Source organism: Streptomyces sp. NPDC054866, from assembly GCF_053610745.1.
Map to the genome: position 1 here is coordinate 370,603 of NZ_JBSGZA010000007.1, position 21,776 is coordinate 392,378.

Below are 21,776 nucleotides of genomic sequence, written 5' to 3' on the forward strand. Positions count from 1 at the left end.
CGGGCTGCCTCTGGCGGGCCGGCAGAACCGCTGATGAGCCGAGCATCGCAGATTCCCCACATCTATGGCCATAGTTTGTGATTCTGTGCGTGCGGCAGCGCCGGTGGCTGTCTGTCTCAACCATCCGGCGCCTACGTCGCACAGCGCTGTGCTTACGTAGCGATCGGGTAGCCACCTGCATTGATCTCAAACGGACGCAGTTGTCGACGGCCCGATGTCGCCTTCGATACGGGTCTGGATGATCTGGGGTCGGTCCCAGAGGGCCAGGATTTCGTTGGCGATGGCCACCGTGGGCAGCAGGTCCTGGTCGCCGTGCACCTTGATGGCGGCGGCCGACAGGCTGCGCGGGACGGCTCCCGCGTCGAGGAGGGCGCGCCATTCGGCCGGGCCGATCTCCAGGAACTCCAGCGTGTCGAGCTCGGTGATCTCCAGGGGGTCGGCGAGCGTGCCGGGGTAGGCGGCAAGCGTCCTCAGGCGGGGCAGGTCGGCGACCGGGGCGAGGCTGAGGGGCTCGGCGTCCCAGACGCCGATGGACAGGACCTCCAGGCCGGGGTGCGCGGCGGCTTCGATGCTCGGCAGGCTTCGTATGTTGACGTGAGCCACGGGCGACGGCTGGTCTCCTCCTGAGCTGCCACGTTCCTCACTGTTCCGGTCAAGCACCAGGTCGGTGAGCGAGTCGGCGACCAGGTAGGCTCCGATGTTCTCCTCGTGGCTGAGGATGATGATCTGTCCCGCGTGTCCGCGCGGGCCGGGGGTCAGATCGACCGCCAACCGGTCGCCACCGCCGTTGTCCCCGAAGACGATCCAGCCGGGCGAGCCGACCAGACCTTGCACAGCGGCGTCGGGCCGGGTGACGACCGCTTCCATCGCCGCGAACTCCCAAGAGCATGGGCGGGACGACGCGTCGGCGACATACAGGTCGTCCAAGGCGAAGAGCTCGCAGCCGACCGCCGCGCACGCACGTTCCGCGGCCTCATAGTCGTCACCCAGACCGTCACCCAGACCCTCCCACCGTGGCCCCGTCACCCGGTAGAGCACCTTGAGCTCCGCCGGCAGGGAAACACCAAGGCGTGCCTCCGCGGCGGCGATCTCCGCCTCGGTCGCGCCGATGGCGTCGGGCAACCGCTCACGGAGCGTCCGCTCCAGCAACGCCGGATCCGCCGAGGTCGCCGGCACCGCTCCGGGCGACTGATCGGGCACCGGATCGGGAAGACAGCGCCAGGGCTGGGGAACGGCGCCCTCGACCAGGAGGAGCGCCCCCGGGTGCGGCGTCCCGATGCCGGACTCCACGGCAGGGCTTGGCCCGAGCAGACGGAGTATGGCCTTCCCGTCCGGCGATATCTTCCCCGTGAACGAGACGGTGTCGACGCCCGCGTCCGCGAGCGCGCGCTGCACCCGCTCCACCGCCTCCGTCTCGTCCCGCATGTCCTCGCCCCGGACGGCCCGACCCGGTTCCCGCAGCCGTCGCCGCAGGGGCAGACTCCAGCTCTGCCGGCTGATCCGTCCCGACACGCGGATGGACGGCGCGGCCTGCTCCCGCGCCCCGCTGTCCCGCAACAGCCGCAACACGGGCTCCCAGGTTGCGAAGTCGCACACCGAGGGCACAGAGGGCACGGAGGGCACGGAAGAGTTCTGATCAACCATGTGAAGACCGTACGGGCCGCCACTGACAACGCGGGCGGACGGTGCGGCACTTCAGCGCCCTGTGGTGGGTTCAGCGCTGGCGTACAGGTCGTACGACGATTTCGTTGACGTCGACGTCGGACGGCTGCGCGAGGGCGTACGAGACAGCGCTCGCGATGGCATCAGGGCCGATCGCGTGAGCCCGGTAGGCGCGCATGGCCTCGGCGGCGCCGGCGTCGGTGATGGTGTCGGCGAGCTCGGAACCGACCACGCCTGGCGAGATGGTCGTGACCCGGATCGAGGGGTCCAACTCCTGGCGCAAGCCTTCGGTGATCGCCCAGGCCGCGTACTTCGTGCCGCAGTAGACGGCGCCGGTGGGCACGACCTCGTGGGCGCCGATGCTCGCGACCGTGACGAAGTGCCCCGAGCCCTGCGCGGCGAACGCCGGCAGAGCGGCGGCGATCCCGTGCAGCAGGCCGCGGACGTTCACGTCGATCATCCGGTCCCACTCGTCCACGAGCAGGGAGTCCAGCCGGGAGAGGGGCATGACGCCGGCGTTGGCGACGAGGACGTCGACGCGGCCGTGGCGGTCGCGGGCGGCCTGGACGAAGGCGGCGACGTCAGCGCGGTCCGTCACGTCCAGCCGCGCGGGCCGCAAGCTGCCGCCGGAGCGGGCGGCGGCCTCGGCCGTGCTCTCCGCCAGGGCCCGCAAGCGGTCGGTGCGGCGCGCACCGGCCACCACCAAGTGTCCCTCGGCCACGAGTCGTGCGGCGACGGCCGCTCCGATACCGCTGCTGGCGCCGGTGACGAGGGCGACCTTGCGGTCGGAGGGGCGGTCGGCGTGCGCGGCGTATTCCGGTTGCTGTGTGGTCATGTCATCGAGGCTGGCCGGGCCGGGGCGCCCGCGGGAGAGGCGGTGTTCTCCTGGGTGCAGCGCACCCAGGAAGCGCGGCGGGCCCGGACCTAGCATGTGGGCATGGCACGCTCAGAGCTCGGCGCCTACCTCACCACCCGGCGCGCCCTCGTCACCCCGGCGGAGGCGAACCTCCCCACCACGGGGCACCGCCGCGTGCCGGGGCTGCGCCGCGAGGAGGTGGCCCTGCTCGCCGGGGTCAGCGCCGACTACTACATACGCCTTGAGCAGGGCCGGGAGCGCACGCCCTCCGCGCAGGTGCTCGACGCCCTGGCCGCTGCCCTGCGGCTCGACGACGACGGCCGGCTGCACCTGTTCCGGCTCGCCGGCATCGGCCCGCGCGCCAGGGCCGCCGCCGTGGCGGACCGGGTCGAGCCGAGCCTGCTGGCCCTCATGGACGCCTGGCCGCACAACCCGGCCATCGTCTACAACCGCGCGTACGACGTCCTCGCCTCCAACTCCATCGCCGACGCGCTCTTCCACGGCTGGGCGCACTCGCACAACCTCATGCACGTCGTGTTCACCGACTCCGCCGCCCGGGCCTTCTACCGCGACTGGTACGACGTCGCGCGCAATTCAGTGGCCGGATTCCGGCTCGGCCACGGTGCGGCGCCCGATGACCCGCGCGTACGGCAGGTGCTCGGTGAACTCCTTGAGCGGAGCCCGGAGTTCGCCGAGCTGTGGGCCCGTCATGACGCCCGGGGCAAGGCGCTGGAGCGTAAGCGCTTCGAGCATCGCGAGGTCGGTCCGTTGACGTTGACCATGCAGACGTTCGACGTGCGCTCGGCCCCGGGCCAGGAACTCGTCGTCTACCACGCGGAGCCGGCCTCCCCCAGCAGCGAAGCGCTCGTACTCCTCGGCTCGCTGGCGGCCACCTCGCGCCAGGCGCCCTGAGCCGGCGGACGAACCAATTCGGAGGGAGTCCACCTCAACAACCCCCCTTCGGGCGGAGATGCGCGCTAGCGTCGCGGCATCGCACTGTTCGGCGGGAGGGGCAGGGATGCGGCGCTCTGCTGGGCATTTCGCGCTGCTGCAACGGGTGGCTGACGTGCAGCGCACCACCGATGGTTGGGCCACTGCGGGGCCGGGCCTCGATGAGCGCACCACGGGGCCCTTGGTGAAACTCGGGCTGGCTCGGGTGGCACCCCGCGAGGAACAGGCGGAGCTCTCCGCGAAGGCGGGCCGGCCGGTCCTGTGGGCGGTGCAGCTGACGGACGACGGGTGGGACGCGCTCCTCTACGCACAGGCACGCGCTGCTCCGCCGAGCGTCGATGCCCCGGTGCCCGGACTGCAGCAAGTGGGCCTGCGGCGTGCGGAGCTGGACGCCCTGCAACGGTTCATCGAGCTGCGCGGACGACTGCGCCATGGGCCCGCGCCCGGTCTTGAGTCGGCCGTGGAGGCGGCCCGCTTCAACCCCGCGTCCAACAGATGGGTCGTATATGTGAGCGGTGAGCAGATGGAGTCGATGGCGCGCGCGTTCTTCCTGGAGCGGCTGGGCGGGTCAGCGGCACCCGCCAACCGCTTCGCCCGTGTGTACGGGGTGAGTTACCCGGGCAGCGCCGGGCTCAGAGTGGAGCGAGGATCATGAGAACCTCGTCGCGGTCGTCGCCCGGGCCGAGCCGGAGGGCTCCTGGCCACCGGCCGACTTCCTCCCACCCCAGCCGCCCGTAGAAGCCCTCCAGGCCGATGTCGCCGCGGGCGGCAAGGCGAAGCTGCTCCAGACCCATCTCGTCCCGGGCGACCCTTCGTACTTCATTCACGAGGGCGAGGCCGATACCGCGCCCGCGTACGGCGGTTCGGGTCTGGACGTGATGGAGGGTGCCCCAGTGCGCGATCAGCTCGAACTGGTCGCGGCGGACGTTGAGCCAGCCCACGAGTTCCCCGCCCACCGTCGCCGTGAGGAGTCGGCTGGTGTCCGGGGAAAGCAGGTCGATGATGCGATCGAGAGCCGGAGTCACCGTGGCGGCATCGACCGGCGGGAAGGGGAAGCCTGCCGCGCCACCCGCGTTGGTGACCTCGACCCAGCACTCGGCGAGGGCGCGGCGGAGCTGGGGAGTGACGTCTGCGGGCGTGGTGAGCTGCTGGACGGTGAAGGAGTCGGCTGATGAGTCGGGGGTCATCCTGGGATCATCTCCTGGTCGGCGCGTAGGCTGGCGTCGGACTCGATGATCACGTGCCTGGGCGCACTCCTGCGATCCGTCGGCTCGGAATCCCGGTGTCGGTGGCCTGAGTTCGCCGGTGACGGCGGCCGGACGGACGACGGAAGAAGGAGGCGGCTTCGGGTGGGCGGAGATGTTCTGCGCTGGAGCGAATACCGCAGCATGCCGTGGAAGAACGGCGGCGGTACGACCCGGGAGGTCGCGTCGGGCGCCGTGCAGGGGCCCCTGGGCCCGGTGGAGCCGGCGGACGGCTTCGACTGGCGGGTGAGTGTCGCGGATGTCGACGCGGGAGGAGCCTTCTCTGCCTTTCCCGGGATCGACCGCGTGATCACCCTGGTCGAGGGCGAAGGCATGGTGTTGACCGTGGACGGGACCTCGCAACTGGTGGCGCCGTTGAGCCCCTTCGCCTTCTCCGGCGACGCGGAGACGGACTGCCGGCTCGAGGCGGGCGCGGTGCGCGACATGAATGTGATGACCCGCAGGGGCCGGGCGACGGCAGAGGTACGGATCGTCACCGTCGCCGCCGCACAGGGTGTGGAGATGGAGTGCGCCGCGGGCGAGACCCTCCTCGTCATGGCCGCCACCGAGGGGATCGCCGTCGACGGACGACCGGACGGAAGCGGTCCGGACGGAAACGGTCCCGACGGAGGGGAAACCGCGCTCGGCCGCCTCGACTGCGTACGTCACGAAGGCCCGGGGACGCTGACTCTGCGGGGCGACGGCACGGTGGCCGAGATCCGGATCACCTCGGCGCACGCAGTCACCGTGTGACTATCCGTCGACGAGTCGCAGGGTTGCGATGCCGTCCCACCCGCGTGCGGTGAGTCTCTCCTGGATCGCCAGTTCGGGAGCTGCGCGTACGAGCAGGCGCTGGGGCGGCTGGAGATTTTTGGCGAGGGCTACGAGGATCTCCAAGGCACTGTTGGCCAGGTAGTGAACGCCGGTCAGGTCGATGGTGATCTCTTGTGCGGTCTGGCGCTGTTCGTTCAGGGCCATGGCCAACGCGCCCTTGTGCGCGCCCAGGACCTCTCCGAACACGCACACACCCTCGGTGTGGGGCGCCGGCACGATGAGCAGGAGATCGTCGGCGAAAAAGCCGCGCATGGAAAGTCCCGGATGCCATGCACCGTCGAGAACGAGCGGAGCTCAGAAGGCGAACCCTGGCCTCGGAGGGAGCGGCGGCGTCTCGCGGTGCCGAGTGACGGGCTCAGAGTCCCGGAGGTACAGCCGTTGGCGGTGGGGGCCTCGCTCCGGGCCCGAGAGGTCGCCGGTACGCCGCTGCCGCGCTGACGGCGAGCAGTCATCCCACGGACTAGGCCAACAGACTACTCCCGCAAAGGCCTTGGCCGACAGGGTGCGGTCACGTGCCCGCCGACACCGGCGAGTCGCTACGGGAAGCCACCGAGTCCTGCGTCGCGGACTTCGGGATGGGCCGGTCGTGGCGCAGGGCGCTCCACACCTTGTGCGAAGCCTTCTCCAGCGGCAGGACCCGTCCCGCGTCCTGGGAGTCGTAGGTGACCGGCATCGTGACCATGTTGGTGCGGTCGGGGCTGATGCCCTTCAGTTCCTTGGCGAGACCGAGGAGCTTGTCCGCGGACGCCAGTTCGGAGTCCGCACTGATGGTCTTGGTCGCGGTGTCCGCCAGGTCGTAGGACTTGGCCGGGCTGCCCAGCGGATCGACGGTCTCGGCCCGGTGGATCAGCGCCTTGATGAACGCCTGCTGGAGCTGGATGCGGCCCAGGTCGCTCCCGTCACCCACGCCGTGCCGGGTGCGGACGAGCTCCAGTGCCTCCTTGCCCTTGAGCGTGTGCTTGCCCTCGCTCAGGGCGAGACCGCTGTTGGGGTCGTGTATGGACTTGTGGGTGGTGATGTTCACTCCGCCGAGCTCGTCGATGAGCTTCTGGAATCCCTTGAAGTCGACTTCGAGGTAGTGGTCCATGCGGACGTCCGACATCTTCTCGACCGTCTTCACGGTGCACGCCGGTCCGCCCACTTGGTAGGAGGAGTTGAACATGGCCTGCTGCGCGCCGGCCGCCTTGCCGCCGTGCGGCTTCGCGCACTGGGGCCGCTCGACCATCGTGTCGCGCGGGATGCTGACGACCGAAGCCTTCTTGTGGGTCTTGTCGACGTGCAGGACCATCGCCGTGTCGGCGCGGGCTCCGCTGATGCCGCTGCCGTAGTGGCCATGGGTTCCCGCCCGGGAGTCGGACCCGAGCAGAAGGATGTTCATCGAACCGTCCTTCTGCTCACTCGGCCGGTCCTTCCCGAGGGCCGCGTTCATGTCCGTGCCCTGGATGTTGCCGTTGAGGTGCTGGTAGGCGTAGGCGGCACCGCCTCCGCCGATCAGGACCGCTCCCAGCGCGCCCCACGCGACGTACCGCAGGGTCTTCTTCTTCGGCTTGCGCCGGGAGCCCCGCACCCGCGGGGGCCCGTAGGCGGGCACTGCGGGGCCTTCGGCCATGTGCGCCTGCTGCTCGTTGCTGCTCTCGTGCGGCATGCGCTGCCCCTTCTCTTTGACCGCTAGAACTCAGTGGGTCGGTCGACCGGTGGCTCAGTAGGCGGAGTCGACGTTGTCGATCGAGCCGTACTTGTCGGCGGCGTAGTTGGCGGCCGCGGTGATGTTGGCGACGGGGTCGGTCAGGTTGTTGGGGGTGCCCGACACGTGGTACGCGTCGAAGGTGGGCTGGATGACCTGGAGCAGACCCTTGGAAGGCGTGCCGTTCTGCGCGTTCACGTCCCAGCCGTTCTGGGCGTTCGGGTCACCGGCGGACTCGCGCATGATGTTGCGGTGCAGACCCTCGTAGGAGCCGGGGATGCCCTTGGACTTCATGATGTCCAGGGACTCCTTGATCCAGCCGTCGAGGTTGTCAGCGTAGTTCTTGTCGGCCGCGGCGGCCTGGGAAACCTTCTTGCTCGCCGCGGTCGGCTCGGCGGCCTGGGCCTGCGAGGGGACCAGCGTGAGGGCGGCGGCCGCGGCACCAGCGGTGGCGATACCGGCGACGGAGATCTTGCGCAGTCGGGTGGTGCGGCCGGGCTTGGTCTGCGTCTGAGTAATGGCCATGCGGGGGTGACTCTCCAATGCGAAGTGTTGTGGGGGGCTCGGGCCGAGCGGGCGATTTCGCCCGATCGATCCCGGCTCTCCGGAACTTCAGCAAGGGTTAGCGGTGGCCGGAGCTGGGCGCAATGATGTGACGTACTACCCCGGTACGCAGGACGCCCTGGTCAGACGCCCTCGCAGGAGACTCACGGCCTTCCATGGGCGCCCCGACGGGTCTACTACCGTCCTTAGCATGTGACGTGGCTCCTATGGGTGGGCTCACAGGCAGAGCGGTGTTCAGGCGCAACGCGGAGCTTGGAAATCGCGTCCCGGGGGTAGACGACCGCGCTCGACACCACTGCCGGGCGCATTCTTGGCGAACGTGCACGTCAGACGGGCTTTGGGGCCCTCGCGGCGAAGCGGGACGGGGGCATGCCGAAGGCGCGGGTGAAGGCGGCGGTGAACGCTGCCGGAGATGCGTAGCCGATGCGGCCGCTGACCTCGCTGACCGTCGCGGTGCGCAGCAGCGGCACGGCCGCGAGCAGGCGGGCACGGCCCCGCCAGACGGCGGGGCTTTCACCGGTCTCGGAGCGGAACCGCCGGGTGAAGGCGCGTTCGCTCATGGCCACCGTGGCGGCCCATGCCGCGTTGGTGGCGTCGGCGTCCGGGGCGGCCAGGTACGCGCGGCAGAGGCGCGCGAGGTCGGCGGAGGCGGGAATCCCGACGTGGAACGGCAGCGGGGCGCGCTCGGCGATCTCGTACAGGAGGAGTGCGGCGATGCTTCCCTCACGCCCGGAGAGGCTGTAGTCGGCCGCGAACTCCACGGCGGCCAGGAGCAGCTCGCGCAGCAGCGGCGGAACGTCCACGACCGTGCAGACGGCGGGCCACCAGGGGACGGCCCGCGGCTCGACGTACAGGCTGCGGGTGCTCACCCCCAGCATGTGGACCCGGTGCCGCGTGGCGGGCGGGATCAGTACGGCGCGCTCGGGCGGAACGGTCCAGGCCCCCTCGGCGGTGTCGACGACCATGACGCCGGTGGCGCCGTAGAGGAACTGGGCCCGCCGGTGCTCGTGCCAGTCGAGTACGTGGCCGGGCGGGTAGTCGGTGCCGATCGGCAGGACCGCCCGGTCGACGTGGTCGACATCGGCGAGCGGGACGTTCTTCACGCGCCCACCCTAGTGACAGGCGTGGCCGACACGCGAAGAAACTGGGCCGACCATCGCATGCGGGCATGCCGTCGCAGCTGGTGGGGTGAGGTTCATGGACTTCGTGATGTTGATCGGGGTGGGGCTCCTCACCGGAGTGACGACCGTGCTGTTCGGCTTCGGCGGAGGGTTCGTCGCCGTGCCGGTCGTGGTGTGGGCGGACGCCGCGCTCGGCACGGACGCGATGCGGGTGGCGACGGCCACGTCGGCCCTGGTGATGGTGGTGAACGCGGGGTTCGCGACGGCCGTCACACCACGCCGGGTGCTCTTGGCGCTGCGGGGCAGCGGCGGGCTGCTCGTGCTCCTTGCGGCCGGAGCTTCGGCCGGCGCGCTCGCCACACGCCTCGCCCCGGCCGATCTGGCCCGGTGGGCGTTCATCGCGTACGTCGGCCTCACCATCACCGACCTGCTCCTGCGCCCCGGATTCCTGCGCCCGCACTCCCGGGGCGGAACGGCATCCGATGTCGCGCGACCGCTGCCGGCCTCCCTGGGCGCACCGATCGGTGCGGTGGCCGCCTTCCTCGGCGTGGGCGGCAGTGTCATGACCGTCCCCGCGATGCGGCGGGCCGGGCACACGATGCGGGTGGCGACCGCGCTGGCCAATCCCCTCACGCTCGCCATCGCGCTCCCGGCCACCGTGGTGTCCCTGGGGGTGGCAGCGGTCCCCGCCGCCACGGCCGCGCGGGTGCACCTGGTGGGTCTCATCGACCTCCGCGCGGCTTCGGCGCTGCTCCTGGGGGCTCTGCCGGTCATCGCACTGCTGCGGCGCCGACCGCCGGGTATCCCCGACCGCATCCACGCCTGGGCCTATGTCGGGCTGCTCGGCATGGTGACGGTGGCGATGCTGCTCATGGCCTGACCCTGACCGGCGGCTCCGGGGCCGGGTCAGGCCTGGGCGCGAGTGGGGCGGGTGACGAGCTGTCCGCCGCAGTTGGGGCAGACATCTCGCATGGCCTCGGCGCACGGTTCGCAGAACGTGCACTCGTAGGAACAGATCTTGGCCGGCGCGTCCCACGGCAGAGCCGCGGTTTCACAGCGCTCGCAACGCTCACGCATTTCCAGTGCCATGACTTCTCCCCCGTACCTGACTGACCGATGTGTGCGTGGAAGGGTACGCGGGAGGGCTCTGCGCCTTGCGCCCGGGCCCGCATTCAGCGAGAAGCGCCGAGCCACTCCTCGTAGCGGGTGGACGCCACGCGCGCATCAGGTCCCGCGACAAGGACGTCGCCGTCGACGGCCGCGAACATGCCTGCCGTCTCGTCGGTGACGACGGTGCGGGCGTCCTTCCGGGCCGCCAGCGTCAGGCGGCCGAGCTCGTCGAACGCGAAGACATCGGGTCCTGCGACGTCGAGCGTGCCGTTGAGCGGTGTGTCGGTGGTGACGTCGGCGAGGGCCTGGACCACCTCGGCTGCCGCGATGGGCTGGATGGGCGTGGCGGGCAGCCGGACGGTCCGGTCGTCGGCGGTCCAGGACATGGCCGCGTCCATGAACTCGAAGAACTGAGTGGCGCGCACGATCGAGTACGCGGTGGGCCCCTGCCGCAGCAGGGCCTCCTGGAGCACCTTCGCGCGGTAGTAGTCCAGCTGCGGCACCTGATCGACTCCGACGATGGAGAGGATGACCTGATGGCGGACGCCCGCGCGCTCCCCCGCGTCGAGCAGGTTCCCCATGGTCGTGCGGAAGAAGTCCAGGGATGCCTCGTCGAACGTGGGCGAGTTCGACACGTTGACGACCGTGTCCGCACCCTTGAGCGCCTCGTCGAGGCCCTCGCCGGTGAGCAGGTCGACTCCGGTCGACAGGGACGAGGCGACCACCTCGTGTCCAGCCTCGCGAAGCCGCGAGACGAGCTGGGAGCCGATCAGTCCGGTGCCGCCGATGACCGTGATGTTCATGATCCTGCCCTTCCGCGAGCCGAGCGCCCCTGCCGGGCTAACTCGGATACCTGATGTCCGAGATAATACTCGGATATCCTGTGTCCGAGTCAATTGGGAGGGTGCATGAAACTGTCCGGCGGCGTGGAATGGGCACTGCACTGCTGTGTGGTGCTGACCGCGGCAACCGAGCCGGTCCCGGCTGCCCGGCTGGCGCAGCTGCACGACGTCTCGCCCAGTTATCTGGCCAAGCAGATGCAGGCCCTCTCCCGGGCGGACCTGGTGAAGTCCATCCAGGGCAAGACGGGCGGATACGTCCTGACCAGGGCGGCCACCGACATCACGGTCCTTGACGTGGTGCAGGCCGTCGACGGCGCGAGCCCGGCGTTCACGTGCACCGAGATCCGCCAGCGAGGCCCTTTCGGTACGCCGCCCGAGGACTGCGCCAAGCCGTGCCCCATCGCCCGCGCGATGACCGCGGCCGATGCCGCCTGGCGAGCGTCCCTCGAAACTGTCTCCATCGCCGATCTGGTCGGCTCGGTGGAACAGGACAGCGGACCTCAGGCCCTCCCGGCCATCGGTACGTGGCTCAACGCGGCGAACGGCTCCGGCGGCTGAGACACGCACGGACCGCACCGCATCGAGGGCTGATCCTCGACGCGGTGCGGTCCGGGACGGGGTCAGCCGCAGTCCTCGGCACCCTCGGCACAGCACCGTGCTCGCGCCCGTCGGCTTTCGCCGCGAAGCGCGAGCACGTCCTCGTCCACGCTCGTCCACGCCTAGAAGCGCGGGGCGGGCCTCCGGTTGGCCGCGGCTCTGATGCCGGCGACCGTGAGCGCCACGACCAGCAGTGAGGCCAACGCGGCGGCCACCGCCGACAGAGTCGGCAGCGGTGCCGCCACCCCGTCGGGCCGCAACACGTAGGCAAGCGTCGTGGAGTTGAACCGATCGTCCACGAGGTGGGCGACGGTCAGCGCGCCGGCGACCAAGGTGCTCGCCACGGCCACGATCGGCGACCCGCTGAAGCACAGCGCCGCGCCCACCACGGCGCAGACGACGGCGACGCCGAGCGCGGCGAAGAGACCGAGGGTGGGCGCGTCCGACCAGTTCAGCGGGAAATGAGCCGCCGCACAGAGCAGAAGAAGCACGCCGGCCACGCGACGCAGCCACACCAGGGGTGTGTTGGCCTGTGCCTTCGCGGCCTCTGCTGCCTTTGTGGCTTCAGTGGCCTCGGCAGCAGGCGCCGATGAAGGGTCGGCTGCCTCGGCCGGCGGCGCCAGCGGCATGGGCGGAGCCACGGCATCGAGGTTCTCGGCCTCCCTGTGTTCCCTGAGGCTGCCGATCAACTGCATCAGATCCTCGACGGACCGGGTCGTGCCCGCGGCGTGCACCGCCTCGGCGCCGCTGTGCGGATCGTGCGGAGGGCGGGACAACAGATGGACGAGACGGCCGACCTCCGGAACGGGCCGTTCCTCGGCAGCGTGCCGAATGGCCTCGTCCATGTGCTCGGCGGGGTGCTCGGGCGGGCCCAACAGTTCCACCAGCCGGGTGACATCGTCGACGGAGCGGGCCACGGCGGCCAGGCGGAGCACTGAGGCGGCTGTTGTCACGCCGTCAGGTGACTGCTCCAGAAGGGTGACGAGGTCGACCACGTCATCCAGGGGCCTGGACACCACGGCGACGCGTATGAGCTCCTCCACCGCGTCCTCGTCCGGGCCTGGCGCCGCCTGCGCCGAGAGTTCTTCATCGATGTCGGGCGCCTCTTGCGGGGGTCCGTCGTCATCGTCGGCGTGCGTGGTCAGTTCCGGGGACACGTCGTCGGTGTCGTGGTCGGGTGTTTGCGGCCACGGGGCGGGCTGGTGGGCGGGTGGGGCGCCGAGCTGCGCGGTGCCCCAGTGAAGCGACGTCGACACCAGAGGTTCGCCGGTCCCGGAAGTGTCCCCCGCGGCAGAGAATGACTCAGCGGCCATTTTCGCTTCTCCATTCCAGCGGGACGTTCGTCCCGCACGTGATCGTGTCTCCCGTTCTATGCACGCTTCTTGCGCCCCGCCACTGGAAGAGCCACCGGGCGACGCGGCCGATCGTCACCAGTCGGCGCGACCGATCGCCACCGGGCGGCCGGGCCGATCGCTACGGACCGGGAGATCCAGTGCCCTTTCCGGCACCCTTTCCGTATGCACTCGAACAGCATGGGCCCGTCCGAGAACCCAGAGCTCTGGGCGTTCCTGGGATCGCTGCGCGTCGGCGAGATCCTTACCGGCACGGTCTCGGCCATCGAACGGTTCGGAGTGTTCGTCGCGCTGGACGACGGGCCGCCGCACCCCCTCTTCCCCGGGGTGGGCCTCATCACGATCCCCGAACTGTCCTGGCGCCGAATCGAAGCGGGCTCGGACGTCGTCGCGATCGGGCAGAGCGTCGCCTGTGAGTTCCTCCAGTTCGACACATGGAACCTGGAGGCCAGACTGTCCTTGCGGGCGCTGCAGCCGGACCCGTTCCAGGAGCTCGCCGAACGCACCGCGACAGGCCAGCGCTTGGAGGGACAGGTCACCATGCTGGTCCCCTTCGGAGCCTTCGTGCGGGTCGCCGACGGGATCGAAGGGCTGGTCCACCTTCGCGAACTCGCCTGGACGCCCGTGGAGAAGCCAGAGGATGTCGTCCAGGTCGGCGACGAGATCTCCGTCGTCGTCACCGAAATCGACCCGGTACGACGCAGGTTGGCCCTGTCGCGACGACAGGCGTCCGCTCCCGGACGACCGGCCCAGGCTGCCGTGGCCGCACGCGATATTCCCGGCGACGTGGACGGTCGTCCGGGATAGTGGTCGCCATGGATGAGGTCAAGGTCGTCGTCGCCCATTCCGAGCGCGCGACCTTGCGCGTCGGCGATGTGTTCCTGAAGGTGGACGCCGATCAGGCGCGCATCGACGTCGAGGTCGAGGCGATGGCACTGGCGCCGGTCCCGACTCCCGAGATCCTGTGGCGCAAACCGCCCGTGCTCGCGATCGCCGCGGTCCCAGGGACGACGCTCGGCCGCCTCGGCGAGCCGTCCACCGCGTCTGCGACGGCGTGGGCCTCGGCGGGTGCCGCCATCCGGAAGTTGCACGACGCGCCGTTGCCGCCCCGGCCAGGCCGTGCGGGCCGCGACCTCGACGAGTTGGCGGCGGACCTCGACGGCGAGTGCGAGTGGCTCGTGACGAACGGCGTCCTGCCCGCCGACCTGGTCACCCGCAACCGCCAGGTCGCCGAGGCCGCCCTCCGGCCGTGGACTCCGACGTTCACGCACGGCGACCTGCAGATCGCCCACGTGTTCCTCGACGGCGACAAGGTCACCGGCATCATCGACTGGTCCGAGGCGGGCCAGGGTGACGCCCTGTTCGACCTCGCCACCTTGACGCTCGGACACGAGGAGCACCTCGACGACGTCCTCACCGGCTACGGCACCGACTCCGACGCCGACCTCGACGTGATCCGCGCGTGGTGGTCGTTGCGCAGCCTGCTGGGGGTTCGCTGGCTGGTCGAGCACGGCTTCGACCCGTTCACGCCGGGCTGCGAGGTCGACGTACTGCGATCCCGGATGTGAGGCCGCGCCGGCCCGGCCACCACGAACGTTCCCCGGCCACCGCTGCGTGCGCCCCGCGCGGGCGAGCTCCCCTCTCCCCCAGCGGGACGCACTCCCTCGACAGGCACCCAGGGGTGCGGGTCCCCTGTTCGGGACGGTGCCCGGAAGGCCCTCGGTACCCTCTCGTGCGGCGTTCCCTGCTTTGGCGGGCTGAACCGCGCCCAGGGGCACTAGTTGTAGCCGCTCTCCAGTTGTAGCCGCTGTCCGTCCCGCGGCTTCGTGGTAGCTTCCGTATACAAGGTGTATGCGATCTCTGGGGGTAGTGGTGGCGTCGGGTCGGGAAAAGGCGTACGCGTACCTCAAGGAGACGGTGCTGACGGACCCGGCGATGCAGGGTGAGTTCCTCTCGGAGCAGGACATCGCCGATCGCATCGGTGTCTCGCGCACCCCGATCCGCGAGGCGCTGCTCCTTCTGGCCGCCGAGGATCTGGTCGAGTTGGTACCCAAGCGCGGTGCGCGGGTTGCGCCGCTGTCGGGGCGTGAGATCAGCGAGCTGATGCAGCTCCGCGGGATCGTCGAGCGGTACGCGGCGCAGCACGTCATCGGCACGGGCCTGGCTCCGGTACGGGAGTTGGCCGCATGCCTGGAGCGGCAGCGCGCCCTGAGCGGCCCCGACCAGGCCAAGGAGTTCATCGACGTGGACCACCTCTTCCACTCCTCGCTCGTCTCGGCCGTGGGCAATTCCCTGCTTGACCGGCATTACGAGGGGCTGCGCAGCCGCCAGGTGCGGGCCGGTGTCGTGGCCCTCTACAACCAGCAGGGCCGTCAGGAAGCGGTGCTCGACGAGCACCGGGCGATCGTGGACGCCCTCGCGGCCGGTGACGCGCAGGCCGCCTGCGCCGCGATCGACAGCCACCTGGAGTCGACGCTGAAGGTGCTGCTCGCCGGATAAGCGGGCGCAGTTGTGGAGTTCTGGGCTTCTGGGCGGCCGTAGGGTCGGAGGGCCCACCGACCCTACGGGGAGCGGGAGTTGCGGGCCCCGTCGCTCAGCGCGGCTCCCCCAGCCTGCGGTTGGCCAACACCGGGATGTTCTTGCGGACCGCCGCGACCTCCTCGGCGTCCACCTCGACCAGCGTGAGTTCCGGCTCGGCCCCCAGACGGTGGCGTACGGTTCCGTCGGGGCCGACGAGCATGCTGTGCCCCACTCCGGTGGGCGCCGTGCCCCCGGCCGCGAATCCCCCGGCGGCCGGGTCCGCCTGGTCGACGGCCGCGACCCACAACGTGGCGTCCAGCGCGCGGGCCCGCACCAGCAGCTCCCACTGATCGACCTTGCCGGGGCCCGCTCCCCAGGAGGCCGACAGGAGGGTCGCGGTGGCCCCCGCGTCGGCATGGGCCCGGAACAGCTCCGGGAAGCGCACGTCGTAACACGTGGCCAGGCCCAGACGTACGCCGTCCACGTCGATGGTGACGACCCGCGACCCGGCGGCCACGGAGTCCGACTCGGCGTAGCCGAACGCGTCGTAGAGATGGATCTTGTCGTACGTCGCTTCGACGCCACGGCCGGTGGCCAGCAGGGTGTTGGCCACCCGGCCGCCGGGAGCCGGGGTGAACATGCCCGCCACAACGGTGATGCCCGCCGCCTCGGCGATGGCGCGGACCGCGGTGGCCCAGGGGCCGTCCAGGGGTTCGGCGAGCGGCGCCAGAGGGGTGCCGAAGCAGGCCATCGACGCCTCGGGGAACACGACGATGTCCGCGCCGGCGTCCGCCGCGCGTGCGGTCCATTCCTCGATGAGGGCGAGGTTCTCGCGGGGCTCGGGGCCGGTGGTGAGCTGGCTCAGTGCGATACGCACGGTGGGCCGCCTTTCGGAGTCGGGAGGGGCAGGGGCGGAGGGGGCGGGAGCGCTGAGGTTACGGAACGCGGGCGGCGGGGGTGGCCTTCGGGGTGGCGGCGCCGGCGAGCAGCTCGTCCTCCTCCTCGGCGTGGGCGGAGTCCCTGCCCAGGCAGAGACCGATGAGGGTCACGGCAGCCGCGACGGCGAGGTAGAGCGCGAGGGGGACCCAGCTGCCGTACGAACTGAGCAGGGCGGTGAACAGCAGCGGGGCGACCGCTCCGCCGATGAGGCCCGCCAGGGTGTAGGCGAGCGAAGAGCCCGTGTAGCGCAGGCGGGGCGAGAACTGCTCGGCGACGAAGGCCGCTTGCGGGCCGTACATGAACGAGTGGATGGCCAGGGCCACCACGACGCCGCACACCAGCAGGATCCAACTGCCGCCGTCGACCACGAGGAAGAACACGAACGGCCACACCCCCGCGGCGATGGCGGAACAGCCGTACAGCAGACGCCGGTTGACCCGGTCGGAGAGGGCGCCGGCCAGGGGGATGAGGAAGATCTGCAGGAAGGAGCCGACCAGGACTGCCGTCAGGGCGGAGCCGCGCGTCATGCCCAGTTCGTCGGTGGCGTAGGTGAGGACGAACACGGTGAACATCGCGTACAGCACGTCGGGGGCGACCCGGCTGAGGATCGCGGCGCACAGGGCGCGGGGCTGGGTGGTGAAGACCTCGCGGATCGGCGCCTGGGGCCGGGATTCCTCGGCCTCCATGGCCTTGAAGACGGGGGTCTCCTCCAGCTTCGCCCTGATCCAGAGGCCGAAGGCGACCAGGGCGCCCGACAGCAGGAAGGCCACGCGCCAGCCCCAGGACAGGAACTGCTCCTCGGTGAGCAGCACGCCCAGGGCGGCCAGCACGCCGTTGGCCAGGAGGTTTCCGGCGGGCGGCCCGATCTGTGCCGCCGAGGCGTAGAAGCCGCGGCGGCGCGGGTCACCGAACTCGCTGGACAGCAGGACCGCGCCGCCCCACTCGCCGCCGACCCCGACGCCCTGCGCGAACCGCAGCAGGACCAGGGCGATGGGAGCGGTGATGCCCGCGGTGCCGTACGTGGGCAGGACGCCGATGAGGAACGTGGCCGCGCCGATGAGGACCAGGGTGGCGATGAGGACCTTCTTGCGGCCGATCACGTCGCCGAGGCGGCCGAAGACGAAGCCGCCCAGCGGGCGCGAGACGTAGCCGACGGCATACGTGGAGAACGCCAGGAGGGTGCCGGTGAGGGGGTCCTCCGAGGGGAAGAAGAGGTCACCGAAGACGAGGGCCGCGGCGGCGGAGTAGACGGCGAAGTCGTACCACTCCAGAGCGGTACCGGTGAGGCTGGCGAAGAAGGCCCGGCGGATGCCGGAGCGGCCCGGTGAAACCGCCGGTGGGCCCTGAGGGGTGTGCTGCATGCTTCCCGATCCTTGCGTCGAGGGGACATCGACCTGGACATCGACCTTCCGGCATACTTCTTGTATACAGGTCGTATGCGCAACCCCCGCGCCGGAAGTTGACCGTGTCGAGACCCACGTCCGAACACGTCCGGACCCACGTTGAGACCTGCCCCCTTTGGAGTGCCCCATGGCCGTGCTGACCTTCGAACTCCCCGACGGCTCCACCCGTGATGTCGACGTCGTGCAGGTGCTCAACGCCGGGTACGCCGGGCGCGAGCAGGCCGACGTCGCCGCACACGTCGCCGAGCTCGCCCAACTCGGGGTGCCCGCACCGTCGGTGACCCCGGCCCTCTACCCCGTCTCCCCCTACCTGGCCCAGCAGACCGACCGGGTCGCGGCCCCGCACGCCCGCACGTCGGGCGAGGCCGAATGGGCGCTGGTCGTCGCGGAAGGCGGCGAGCTGCTGCTGACCGCGGCCTGCGACCACACCGACCGCGAGCTCGAGGTCCACGGTGTGGCCTGGAGCAAGAACGCGGCACCCGATGTCCTGGCCCGGCAGGCCTGGCTCCTGGCCGACGTCGAGTCGCGCATCGACGAGCTGACCTTGCGCGCCTGGGTCACCTACGCCGACGGCCGGGAGACCGAGATCCAGCACGGCACGCTCGCCGAACTCCTCACCCCCGGCTACTGGACCGGCGTACTGCGCGAGCGCGGCGGCCTGACCCCCGGCACCGTCCTGATCTCGGGCACCATCCCCATGGCCGAGGGCGTGGACCAGTTCGCCGAGGGCTGGCGCGTGGAGCTCGGCGACCCCGCCACCGGCAGCACGATCCGGCTCGCCTACCAGGTGGTGCCCCTGCCCGAGCCCATCGGCTGACACCGCACGCTCTCAGGCTGCACCTGCGGGTGCAGGCGCAGGCGTGCCGCAGACAGCGCTCCGGGCCGGCCGGTGCCTGACAGAGTGGGGCCATGACGGTGGGATTCAGCGGGGACGTGGCCGAGTACTACGCGAGGTTCCGGCGGGGGTATCCGCCGCGGCTTCTCGACGCCCTGCAAGCGGCGTTCGGTCTTGACGGCGACGACACCGTACTGGATCTCGGCTGCGGCACCGGCCAACTGGCCCTGCCCCTCTCCGCCCGGGTCGGCTCGGTGATCGGCATGGACCCGGAGCCCGACATGCTCCGGCTGGCCCGGGAGGCGGCCACCGCTCAGGGTGTGCGCAACGCGACATGGTCACTCGGCGCCGACACCGACGTCCCGGCGCTGGGCGCGCTGATGGGCGAACGCTCCCTTGCGGTGACGGTCATCGGCCAAGCCCTGCACTGGATGCAACACGACGCGCTCTTCCGGGAGTTGGCACCCCTGATGCGGCCGGGCGGTGGCATCGCCGTGATCGCCAACGGCACACCGCTGTGGCTGCAGGACAGCGTCTGGTCACGCGCGCTGCGCGGCTGCCTGGAGGAACACTTCGACACCGCACTGACGGCTTCGTGCGGCACCGGCCCCCACGACCGGGCCCGCTATGCACGGGCTCTTGAGGCAGCGGGCTTCCACGACGTCCGGGAGATCGTGACGGAGGACCGCGAGGAACTGAGCTTCGACCAGCTCATCGGCGGGGTCTTCTCCGCGATCCCCGAGGACTCCCTGCCTCACCCCGACGAGAGACTCGCCTTCGCCGAACGCGTCAGGCTGGCGCTTCCGCCCGCCCCGTTCGTGGAAGAGGTGCGGGTCTCCGCGCTTGTGGGGCACGTCAGGTAGGACGCAGGCGATGGGCCATGAAGGGCCTGCTGGTGATGAACTCCCGGAATTTCAGGGCGGCTTCGGACAGGTAGCTGTCACGGCTCCACACCAGGGTGAGCACCCGCTCGCAGTCGGGCGCGTCCAGGTGGACCCAGACGACCGGAACCCGCGCCTCCGTGCCGACCTGGCGGGAGATCGCAGGGATGAGGCCGATGCCGAGGCCCGCGCTGATCATGTCCTGGCTGGCGCCCGGTTCATCGCCCTCGCAGGAGAGCAGGGGTGTGAGCCCTTCGGCCGCGAACAGCCGGTCCAGGAGCGTGCGCTGCCAGTGGCCCGGGCGCGTGGTGACGAAGGGCTCGTCGGCGATCTCGGGGATCGTCACGCTCTCCCGCCCGTCGAGCCAGTGCCCGGGCGGCACCGCGAGCAGCACCTCCTCGCGGGCGAGCTCGACCGACTCCAGGTTCGTGCCGGTCAGCGGCTGTGAGGCCACGCAGAAGTCGACCTCCCTGGTGCGCAGTCGGCGGTCCATCTCCTGTGCGGTCGACTGGAAGAGCCGTACGTCGGCCCGGGGGTGGTCGGCCCGGAAGCTGCCCAGGATATGAGTGATCGTCAGGAGAGTCTCGGAGGCGACGCTCACGCGGCCGAGCCCGGTGTCACGGGCCTCACGCACGGCCCTGCGGCCGTCGTCGAGCTCGCTCAGGGCGCGCTCCACATGCCGCAGGAACATCGCCCCGTACGGGTTGAGCCGGATGCGGCGCCCCTGCCGGTCGAAGAGCGGGGAGCCGAGCTCGGACTCCAGGCGCGCGATGGTGCGGCTCAACGAGGGCTGGGCGACGCGTAGTTCCTGTGCGGCGCGGCTGATGTGCTCGAAACGGGCGACGGCCTGGAAGTACCGCAACTGTAGAAGATCCATGATCCATCCACCTTCACTTATACCTTCCGAGTCATCTTCACATGGCAGAACAAGTCTTGGAATGCATAAGGGATTCTCCCTACGGTCTTCATCAAGGCCGCTGTGCAGGCAGTACCCGAACAGGCAGTACCCGAGCAGGGATGTCTCGCAGGTGCGGCCACCCACCCCCCAGGAAGGTCCCACCATGAGCGCTGCGGATCTGGCTCGACTCCAGTTCGCGGCCACGACCGGCATCCACTGGCTGTTCGTGATCCTCACCATGGGGCTCGTCCCCCTCGTGGCGATCATGCACACCCGCGCCGTGTACACCCGTGATCCCGCCAGGAAAGCCGTCCGGGAGCGCATGACCCGCTTCTGGGGCCAGCTCTACGTCATCAACTACGCGGTCGGGATCGTCACCGGCCTGGTCATGGAGTTCCAGTTCGGGCTCAGCTGGAGCGGTCTGAGCAAATTCGCGGGCAATGTGTTCGGCGCCCCACTGGCCCTCGAGACCCTCATCGCCTTCTTCGCCGAGTCCACCTTCCTCGGCATGTGGATCTTCGGCTGGGGCCGCATGCGCAGGGGCGTGCATGTCACGCTCATCTGGCTGGTCGCCCTGACCGCGTACGCGTCCGGGTACTGGATCATGGTCGCCAACGGCTTCATGCAGAACCCGGTCGGTTACGAAGTGCGCGACGGCGCGGCCTACTTGACCGACTTCGGGGCGCTGCTGACCAACTCCAGCGCACTGGTAGCCCTCTTCCACATCGCACTGGCCGCACTGACGACGGGCGGCGTCTTCATCGCCGGGGTCAGCGCCTATCACTTCCTCCGGCGCACCAAGGAGACGGACCTGTTCCGCGGTTCCCTGCGGCTGGGGCTGTGGGTGGCCATGGTCGCCTCCTTCTTCGTGGTCGTCGTCGGCGAGATGCAGCGGCCCGTGATCGAGCGCACCCAGCCCATGAAGGACGCGGTCCTGGAGAACAGTGGCGTCGCCGAGGTGCAGGCACAGCTCGTCAAGGAGCACGGGCCAGGCAACTACGTGCCCTGGCAGGACACGATGCGGATCTCGATGGACGTGATGACGATCATCGGCAACACCGTGTCCACCATTACGTTCATCGCGGTCATCCTGCTGTGGAAGAACCGGCTGATGCGCTGGCGCCCCGTTCTGTGGGTGCTGGTCGCCACGGTGCCGTTTCCCTTCGTCGCTTCCGTGGGCGGCTGGGTGGTCCGTGAGGTCGGGCGCCAACCATGGCTCGTCTACGGCGAGTTGACGGTCGAGAACGCGCTCTCCCATGTCAGTACGGCCGCACTGGCCGTGTCCTGCACCGTCTTCGTCGCCATCTTCCTCGCCTTGGCGGTGACGAACTGGACGCTGATCACCCGTTTCGCCCTTCGAGGCCCGGACGCCACCCAGCTCGGCACCACCGAACCGCTCCCCGACGACCTGCCCGAGGGCCCCTGGGGCAGCGCCGAGACGACCTCCCTGCACTACTCCCCTGCGGTGACAGAAAGTTGAGCG

24 protein-coding genes are annotated in these 21,776 nt (G+C 70.3%); 11 read left to right on the forward strand and 13 right to left on the reverse strand.

What is annotated here, in order from left to right:
• Positions 1 to 186: 186 nt before the first annotated feature.
• Together ACWGI2_RS32805 and ACWGI2_RS32810 are read right to left on the reverse strand one after the other, a co-directional pair.
• The gene (locus tag ACWGI2_RS32805; RefSeq protein WP_453699348.1) at positions 187 to 1,644 is read right to left on the reverse strand and encodes an SMI1/KNR4 family protein; all 1,458 of its coding nucleotides are present in this window, start codon (positions 1,642 to 1,644) and stop codon (positions 187 to 189) included.
• Positions 1,645 to 1,714: 70 nt separating this feature from the next.
• Positions 1,715 to 2,497 carry an SDR family oxidoreductase gene (locus tag ACWGI2_RS32810; protein ID WP_453699350.1) on the reverse strand — a complete coding sequence of 261 codons (783 nt, stop codon included), beginning with the start codon at positions 2,495 to 2,497 and terminating at the stop codon, positions 1,715 to 1,717.
• 102 nt (positions 2,498 to 2,599) lie between these two features.
• Here ACWGI2_RS32810 and ACWGI2_RS32815 point away from each other — a divergent pair, with 102 nt between their 5' ends.
• Positions 2,600 to 3,430, forward strand: a complete 831-nt coding sequence (locus ACWGI2_RS32815; RefSeq protein ID WP_453699352.1) for a helix-turn-helix domain-containing protein — start codon at positions 2,600 to 2,602, stop codon at positions 3,428 to 3,430.
• A gap of 106 nt (positions 3,431 to 3,536) precedes the next feature.
• Complete coding sequence (locus tag ACWGI2_RS32820) at positions 3,537 to 4,124, forward strand: DUF6417 family protein (RefSeq protein WP_453699354.1); 588 nt, start codon at positions 3,537 to 3,539, stop codon at positions 4,122 to 4,124.
• On the opposite strand, the gene ACWGI2_RS32825 is transcribed toward ACWGI2_RS32820, so the two are convergent.
• The gene (locus tag ACWGI2_RS32825; RefSeq protein WP_453699356.1) at positions 4,102 to 4,656 is read right to left on the reverse strand and encodes a GNAT family N-acetyltransferase; all 555 of its coding nucleotides are present in this window, start codon (positions 4,654 to 4,656) and stop codon (positions 4,102 to 4,104) included. The two genes, ACWGI2_RS32820 and ACWGI2_RS32825, sit on opposite strands and share 23 nt — an antisense overlap.
• 162 nt (positions 4,657 to 4,818) lie before the next feature.
• Between ACWGI2_RS32825 and ACWGI2_RS32830 the strand changes: the two genes are divergently transcribed.
• Positions 4,819 to 5,466 carry a HutD/Ves family protein gene (locus tag ACWGI2_RS32830; RefSeq protein ID WP_453699357.1) on the forward strand — a complete coding sequence of 216 codons (648 nt, stop codon included), beginning with the start codon at positions 4,819 to 4,821 and terminating at the stop codon, positions 5,464 to 5,466.
• On the opposite strand, the gene ACWGI2_RS32835 is transcribed toward ACWGI2_RS32830, so the two are convergent.
• The 4 genes from ACWGI2_RS32835 to ACWGI2_RS32850 form a co-directional block, all read right to left on the reverse strand.
• Entirely contained in the window at positions 5,467 to 5,799 is a 333-nt protein-coding gene (locus ACWGI2_RS32835) for an STAS domain-containing protein (protein ID WP_453699359.1), read from the reverse strand.
• Positions 5,800 to 6,055: 256 nt separating this feature from the next.
• On the reverse strand, positions 6,056 to 7,192 hold the full coding sequence (locus ACWGI2_RS32840) for an LCP family protein (RefSeq protein ID WP_453699360.1): 1,137 nt from the start codon (positions 7,190 to 7,192) through the stop codon (positions 6,056 to 6,058).
• A 54-nt stretch (positions 7,193 to 7,246) separates the two neighbouring features.
• On the reverse strand, positions 7,247 to 7,756 hold the full coding sequence (locus ACWGI2_RS32845; RefSeq protein WP_453398648.1) for a transglycosylase SLT domain-containing protein: 510 nt from the start codon (positions 7,754 to 7,756) through the stop codon (positions 7,247 to 7,249).
• A gap of 365 nt (positions 7,757 to 8,121) precedes the next feature.
• Positions 8,122 to 8,898: an AraC family transcriptional regulator gene (locus ACWGI2_RS32850; RefSeq protein WP_453699361.1), complete on the reverse strand. Its 777-nt coding sequence runs from the start codon at positions 8,896 to 8,898 to the stop codon at positions 8,122 to 8,124.
• Between the two features lie 94 nt (positions 8,899 to 8,992).
• On the opposite strand from ACWGI2_RS32850, the gene ACWGI2_RS32855 reads away from it, so the two are divergent.
• Entirely contained in the window at positions 8,993 to 9,796 is an 804-nt protein-coding gene (locus ACWGI2_RS32855; protein WP_453699363.1) for a sulfite exporter TauE/SafE family protein, read from the forward strand.
• Between the two features lie 26 nt (positions 9,797 to 9,822).
• On the opposite strand, the gene ACWGI2_RS32860 is transcribed toward ACWGI2_RS32855, so the two are convergent.
• Complete coding sequence (locus tag ACWGI2_RS32860) at positions 9,823 to 10,005, reverse strand: DUF1272 domain-containing protein (RefSeq protein ID WP_453699365.1); 183 nt, start codon at positions 10,003 to 10,005, stop codon at positions 9,823 to 9,825.
• Between the two features lie 83 nt (positions 10,006 to 10,088).
• The gene (locus ACWGI2_RS32865) at positions 10,089 to 10,829 is read right to left on the reverse strand and encodes an SDR family oxidoreductase (protein ID WP_453398652.1); all 741 of its coding nucleotides are present in this window, start codon (positions 10,827 to 10,829) and stop codon (positions 10,089 to 10,091) included.
• A 105-nt stretch (positions 10,830 to 10,934) separates the two neighbouring features.
• On the opposite strand from ACWGI2_RS32865, the gene ACWGI2_RS32870 reads away from it, so the two are divergent.
• The gene (locus tag ACWGI2_RS32870) at positions 10,935 to 11,426 is read left to right on the forward strand and encodes an RrF2 family transcriptional regulator (protein ID WP_453699366.1); all 492 of its coding nucleotides are present in this window, start codon (positions 10,935 to 10,937) and stop codon (positions 11,424 to 11,426) included.
• A 161-nt stretch (positions 11,427 to 11,587) separates the two neighbouring features.
• On the opposite strand, the gene ACWGI2_RS32875 is transcribed toward ACWGI2_RS32870, so the two are convergent.
• A complete protein-coding gene (locus tag ACWGI2_RS32875) occupies positions 11,588 to 12,778 on the reverse strand; it encodes a hypothetical protein (protein WP_453699368.1) in 1,191 nt (396 codons plus the stop codon).
• 204 nt (positions 12,779 to 12,982) lie between these two features.
• Here ACWGI2_RS32875 and ACWGI2_RS32880 point away from each other — a divergent pair, with 204 nt between their 5' ends.
• From ACWGI2_RS32880 to ACWGI2_RS32890, 3 genes are all read left to right on the forward strand, one after another.
• On the forward strand, positions 12,983 to 13,624 hold the full coding sequence (locus tag ACWGI2_RS32880) for a S1 RNA-binding domain-containing protein (protein ID WP_453699369.1): 642 nt from the start codon (positions 12,983 to 12,985) through the stop codon (positions 13,622 to 13,624).
• Positions 13,625 to 13,632: 8 nt separating this feature from the next.
• On the forward strand, positions 13,633 to 14,385 hold the full coding sequence (locus ACWGI2_RS32885) for a phosphotransferase family protein (protein WP_453699371.1): 753 nt from the start codon (positions 13,633 to 13,635) through the stop codon (positions 14,383 to 14,385).
• Positions 14,386 to 14,689: 304 nt separating this feature from the next.
• Positions 14,690 to 15,316: a GntR family transcriptional regulator gene (locus tag ACWGI2_RS32890; RefSeq protein ID WP_453699470.1), complete on the forward strand. Its 627-nt coding sequence runs from the start codon at positions 14,690 to 14,692 to the stop codon at positions 15,314 to 15,316.
• A gap of 94 nt (positions 15,317 to 15,410) precedes the next feature.
• On the opposite strand, the gene ACWGI2_RS32895 is transcribed toward ACWGI2_RS32890, so the two are convergent.
• Together ACWGI2_RS32895 and ACWGI2_RS32900 are read right to left on the reverse strand one after the other, a co-directional pair.
• Positions 15,411 to 16,214: a carbon-nitrogen hydrolase family protein gene (locus ACWGI2_RS32895; RefSeq protein ID WP_453699372.1), complete on the reverse strand. Its 804-nt coding sequence runs from the start codon at positions 16,212 to 16,214 to the stop codon at positions 15,411 to 15,413.
• Between the two features lie 58 nt (positions 16,215 to 16,272).
• Complete coding sequence (locus tag ACWGI2_RS32900; RefSeq protein WP_453699373.1) at positions 16,273 to 17,637, reverse strand: MFS transporter; 1,365 nt, start codon at positions 17,635 to 17,637, stop codon at positions 16,273 to 16,275.
• Between the two features lie 169 nt (positions 17,638 to 17,806).
• On the opposite strand from ACWGI2_RS32900, the gene ACWGI2_RS32905 reads away from it, so the two are divergent.
• Entirely contained in the window at positions 17,807 to 18,496 is a 690-nt protein-coding gene (locus ACWGI2_RS32905; protein WP_453699374.1) for a DUF2848 domain-containing protein, read from the forward strand.
• Between the two features lie 92 nt (positions 18,497 to 18,588).
• A complete protein-coding gene (locus ACWGI2_RS32910; RefSeq protein WP_453699376.1) occupies positions 18,589 to 19,377 on the forward strand; it encodes a class I SAM-dependent methyltransferase in 789 nt (262 codons plus the stop codon).
• Here ACWGI2_RS32910 and ACWGI2_RS32915 read toward each other — a convergent pair.
• A complete protein-coding gene (locus ACWGI2_RS32915; protein ID WP_453699377.1) occupies positions 19,370 to 20,272 on the reverse strand; it encodes a LysR family transcriptional regulator in 903 nt (300 codons plus the stop codon). The two genes, ACWGI2_RS32910 and ACWGI2_RS32915, sit on opposite strands and share 8 nt — an antisense overlap.
• 184 nt (positions 20,273 to 20,456) lie before the next feature.
• Here ACWGI2_RS32915 and ACWGI2_RS32920 point away from each other — a divergent pair, with 184 nt between their 5' ends.
• Positions 20,457 to 21,773: a cytochrome ubiquinol oxidase subunit I gene (locus tag ACWGI2_RS32920; RefSeq protein WP_453699378.1), complete on the forward strand. Its 1,317-nt coding sequence runs from the start codon at positions 20,457 to 20,459 to the stop codon at positions 21,771 to 21,773.
• Positions 21,774 to 21,776: the final 3 nt, after the last annotated feature.

Coding starts and splice junctions, on each gene's coding strand:
- ACWGI2_RS32805 (WP_453699348.1), bottom strand. CDS start 1,644: ATGGTTGATCAGAACTCTTCCGTGCCCTCCGTGCCCTCTGTGCCCTCG.
- ACWGI2_RS32810 (WP_453699350.1), bottom strand. CDS start 2,497: ATGACCACACAGCAACCGGAATACGCCGCGCACGCCGACCGCCCCTCC.
- ACWGI2_RS32815 (WP_453699352.1), top strand. CDS start 2,600: ATGGCACGCTCAGAGCTCGGCGCCTACCTCACCACCCGGCGCGCCCTC.
- ACWGI2_RS32820 (WP_453699354.1), top strand. CDS start 3,537: ATGCGGCGCTCTGCTGGGCATTTCGCGCTGCTGCAACGGGTGGCTGAC.
- ACWGI2_RS32825 (WP_453699356.1), bottom strand. CDS start 4,656: ATGACCCCCGACTCATCAGCCGACTCCTTCACCGTCCAGCAGCTCACC.
- ACWGI2_RS32835 (WP_453699359.1), bottom strand. CDS start 5,799: ATGCGCGGCTTTTTCGCCGACGATCTCCTGCTCATCGTGCCGGCGCCC.
- ACWGI2_RS32840 (WP_453699360.1), bottom strand. CDS start 7,192: ATGCCGCACGAGAGCAGCAACGAGCAGCAGGCGCACATGGCCGAAGGC.
- ACWGI2_RS32845 (WP_453398648.1), bottom strand. CDS start 7,756: ATGGCCATTACTCAGACGCAGACCAAGCCCGGCCGCACCACCCGACTG.
- ACWGI2_RS32855 (WP_453699363.1), top strand. CDS start 8,993: ATGGACTTCGTGATGTTGATCGGGGTGGGGCTCCTCACCGGAGTGACG.
- ACWGI2_RS32860 (WP_453699365.1), bottom strand. CDS start 10,005: ATGGCACTGGAAATGCGTGAGCGTTGCGAGCGCTGTGAAACCGCGGCT.
- ACWGI2_RS32865 (WP_453398652.1), bottom strand. CDS start 10,829: ATGAACATCACGGTCATCGGCGGCACCGGACTGATCGGCTCCCAGCTC.
- ACWGI2_RS32870 (WP_453699366.1), top strand. CDS start 10,935: ATGAAACTGTCCGGCGGCGTGGAATGGGCACTGCACTGCTGTGTGGTG.
- ACWGI2_RS32875 (WP_453699368.1), bottom strand. CDS start 12,778: ATGGCCGCTGAGTCATTCTCTGCCGCGGGGGACACTTCCGGGACCGGC.
- ACWGI2_RS32880 (WP_453699369.1), top strand. CDS start 12,983: ATGCACTCGAACAGCATGGGCCCGTCCGAGAACCCAGAGCTCTGGGCG.
- ACWGI2_RS32885 (WP_453699371.1), top strand. CDS start 13,633: ATGGATGAGGTCAAGGTCGTCGTCGCCCATTCCGAGCGCGCGACCTTG.
- ACWGI2_RS32900 (WP_453699373.1), bottom strand. CDS start 17,637: ATGCAGCACACCCCTCAGGGCCCACCGGCGGTTTCACCGGGCCGCTCC.
- ACWGI2_RS32905 (WP_453699374.1), top strand. CDS start 17,807: ATGGCCGTGCTGACCTTCGAACTCCCCGACGGCTCCACCCGTGATGTC.
- ACWGI2_RS32910 (WP_453699376.1), top strand. CDS start 18,589: ATGACGGTGGGATTCAGCGGGGACGTGGCCGAGTACTACGCGAGGTTC.
- ACWGI2_RS32915 (WP_453699377.1), bottom strand. CDS start 20,272: ATGGATCTTCTACAGTTGCGGTACTTCCAGGCCGTCGCCCGTTTCGAG.
- ACWGI2_RS32920 (WP_453699378.1), top strand. CDS start 20,457: ATGAGCGCTGCGGATCTGGCTCGACTCCAGTTCGCGGCCACGACCGGC.